A 3,375-nucleotide genomic window follows, 5' to 3' on the forward strand; every position below is an offset into this window, starting at 1 on the left:
CAAAAGCTGGTGAGGTGTGCACCTGTCGTGAAACGGTCAAGCAGCCGCCGTATCATCTCGTCGAACTACGCCACGAAGAGGATCAAACATGAGCTCCGCCCCCATCATTTCGGCCGTCGGTTTCTGCACCCATACAAGCGAGGGGGGCAATTTCAGCACGCTTGAAGCATCAATACGCACCATCGCCGACCTCGGCGCCACCGCCGCGGAACTTTCACTTTACGGCGAAGAGATTATCGCCGGCGGACGGATCATTCCGAGCCGGGCCGAGCGCCTGGTACAAATCACCCGAAAGTTTGATCTGCGCTACAGCGTGCACGGCCAGATCGTCTCGAACTTCATGGACAAGGAACATCTCGCCGAGCAAAAGGCCGTGGTGCGGGCCATGCTTGAACTTTGCAACCGCATTGAGGCAGGCGTGCTCGTCCACCATTCGGGTCATGCGATACGGCAGGCGGCAACCCAGCATAGTGCGCTCGACCGGATGGAGCGGGATGCGCTTGGCGAGATGGCGGAAGTCGCCGCCGGTTATGGCGTCCGGCTCGCGCTTGAAAACATCTTTGCGATGAGCGATGCAGAATACCGTCAGACTCCTTCACAGGTGGGAGAAACGGTGAAAGCCGTTGATAGCCCGCAAGTCTGCGCGCTTGTCGATTTTAGCCACGCCTATATCGAATGCACACGCCTCGGTCTTGATTGGCGCGAGGAGATCAAGGCAATGGCTCCTGTCACCGGGCACTTGCATGTCCACGACAGCTTTGGCCGCCCCTATAGCATGGCGAAGTTCTACCATCCCGCCGAGGCCACAGCACTCGGCATCGGGGATCTGCATCTTCCGGTTGGCTGGGGCGATATTCCGTGGGAAGAAATCTTCGCGCAGCTCACGTTCCTGCCCGATACAATGCTGATTCTCGAGATCACCGAAGACCGGTTTGGCGGCGAACAGGCCGACAGTCTCGCCAGGGCATTGAGGCTCGCTGCACTGGTGAACGGCCGTCGTCTTGCCGCCTGATATCGCAGTTCAACGTATGGTGAACGGCGCGGCTGCGGCATAGACCGCTTCAGGAACCTTTACCGACAAAAGTTCGAGGTTACGCGTGAGGCTTGCGGGCTTCGCGGTTCCGATGAGGACATTGGCGACCACAGGCTCGCGCAGTGGGAACTGGATGGCGGCAGCGGCGAGCGGAATGGAATTGGCTTCGGCAATGTCCTGCATGGCGCGCACCCGGGTCAGCACGTCATCGGACGCCGGCCCATAGTCGAAATTGGCACCGGGTACCGGCCCCGTTGCCAAGATTCCCGAGTTGAACACGCCGCCAATGACCAGCGAAATGTTGTGCTTACGGCAGGCCTCGAGAAGCCCGCGCTCGGCTGACCGATCGAGCAGCGAGTACCGCCCGGCAAGAAGGATACAGTCGATAGGGCCGCGTGCGATGACCTCGAGGCAGACCTCGACTTCATTGACGCCGAGCCCGTAAGCGGAAATTGCGCCTGACGCCTTGAGTTCCTCCAGCGCCCGCATGCCGCTATCGAGCAATTGGCGCAGATAGACTGCGTTTTTCTCGGCACCATGGGTATAAGCACCGATGTCATGGACAAAGAGGATATCGACCTTGTTCAATCCGAGACGTGCATAGCTGAACGCGAATGAGCGCATGATGCCGTCATAGCTGTAGTCGTAGTCCACCGTAAACGGCAGCGGATTGACGTAAGAATAGTCCGGCACCTGATCTTCCGGTACCGGCCGCAGCAGGCGGCCGACCTTGGTGGACAGCACATAGGTTTCGCGTGGCTTGGCGCGCAGGAAATCGCCTGTGCGCCGTTCCGACAGGCCAAAGCCATAAAATGGCGCCGTATCGAAATAGCGCAGACCCGCATCCCAGGCCGTCTGCAGCGTTTTTATTGCAGCGTCGCGCGTGCATTCGCGGTAGAGACCACCGATGGCCGCGCCGCCAAACCCAAACTGCGTGACGGCAAGCGAAGTATTGCCAATCTTGCGGATATCCAAAATGACCTCCCGAAGTGTTTGCGTAGGCACTGACTATTTCTTGCGCAAGGCGTCGGCAAGCGCTGCGCCAAACGTACCCTGGGGAGCCGGCTGCGGCTTTGGCCCGTTGGAGCGCGCTTTTGGTTGCTGTCCGTCGCTCGGCCGTGGTCCCCTTACCGCCGGCGCCCCGTCGTCCTTGCGCATGGTCAGGCCGATGCGATTGCGCTTGACGTCAACGTCAACGACCCGGACCTTGACGACATCGCCGGCCTTTACGACTTCGTGCGCGTCTTTCACAAAGCGGTCGGCAAGCTGCGACAGATGTACTAGCCCATCCTGGTGTACGCCAATGTCCACAAATGCGCCAAAGGCTGCAACGTTTGTCACGGTTCCCTCGAGCAGCATTCCGGACTTCAGGTCCTTGATGTCATCGATGCCATCGGCAAAGGATGCCGTCTTGAACTCCGGTCGCGGGTCGCGTCCGGGCTTCTCCAGCTCGGCAATAATGTCCCGTACGGTCGGCAGACCGAAACGATCATCGACGAAGACGCGCGGATCAAGCGCCCTTAGTGCGGCGCTGTCATTCATCAGCGAGCGCACATCGCGACCACAGGCGTTCACGATCTTCTTGGCAACGCCATAGGCCTCAGGATGCACCGCCGAAGCGTCGAGAGGCTCGATGCCATCCGGGATCCGCAGGAACCCCGCACATTGTTCAAAGGCACGCGGTCCGAGCCGGGCGACTTTCAAGAGATCGCGCCGCGTCTTGAAAGGACCGACGTCGTTGCGATAGGCGATGATCGCCTCGGCAAGCGAATTGCCGAGTCCCGAGATGCGGGCAAGCAGCGAGGCCGACGCCGTATTGAGATCAACCCCCACGGCATTGACTGCGTCTTCGACAACGCCCTCGAGCGAACGCGCAAGACGATACTGGTCGACATCGTGCTGATATTGCCCGACGCCGATGGACTTCGGTTCGATCTTGACGAGTTCGGCCAGTGGATCCTGTAGGCGGCGAGCAATCGACACGGCACCGCGCAACGAAACGTCGAGCTCCGGGAATTCCGCGGCAGCGGTTGCTGAGGCGGAATAGACGGAGGCGCCTGCTTCGCTGACGATGACTTTCACGGGCTTTGGCGCTGGCAGGCTCGCGAGCATGTCGGCTACGAGGCGCTCCGTTTCGCGGCTTCCTGTCCCGTTGCCAATGGCAATGAGTTCTACCCGGTGGCGGGCGATCAAACTTGCGAGGTCGGCCTGCGTGCCGCGAACGTCGTTGCGTGGCGGGAAAGGATAGACAGTGGTGGTATCGAGCAGTTTGCCGGTTCCATCGACAACAGCCACCTTTACGCCCGTGCGGATACCGGGATCGAGCCCCATCGTTGCGCGCG

3 protein-coding genes are annotated in these 3,375 nt (G+C 60.3%); 1 reads left to right on the top strand and 2 read right to left on the bottom strand.

What is annotated here, in order from left to right:
• The first annotated feature begins 88 nt into the window (after positions 1 to 88).
• Complete coding sequence (locus AAAB35_RS00065) at positions 89 to 1,012, top strand: sugar phosphate isomerase/epimerase (protein WP_340666214.1); 924 nt, start codon at positions 89 to 91, stop codon at positions 1,010 to 1,012.
• A gap of 9 nt (positions 1,013 to 1,021) precedes the next feature.
• Here AAAB35_RS00065 and AAAB35_RS00070 read toward each other — a convergent pair whose 3' ends face one another.
• Both AAAB35_RS00070 and AAAB35_RS00075 read right to left on the bottom strand, forming a co-directional pair.
• Positions 1,022 to 2,008 carry an aldo/keto reductase gene (locus tag AAAB35_RS00070; protein WP_340666215.1) on the bottom strand — a complete coding sequence of 329 codons (987 nt, stop codon included), beginning with the start codon at positions 2,006 to 2,008 and terminating at the stop codon, positions 1,022 to 1,024.
• A gap of 33 nt (positions 2,009 to 2,041) precedes the next feature.
• The coding region (locus tag AAAB35_RS00075; RefSeq protein WP_340666216.1) for a helix-hairpin-helix domain-containing protein at positions 2,042 to 3,375 on the bottom strand (1,334 nt) is incomplete at its 5' end.

The organism is Phyllobacterium sp. (assembly GCF_037994425.1).
Lineage (GTDB): Bacteria > Pseudomonadota > Alphaproteobacteria > Rhizobiales > Rhizobiaceae > Phyllobacterium.

What these genes read in the sequence shown, in the direction of transcription:
- AAAB35_RS00065 (WP_340666214.1), top strand. Translation starts at nt 89, where the DNA reads ATGAGCTCCGCCCCCATCATTTCGGCCGTCGGTTTCTGCACCCATACA.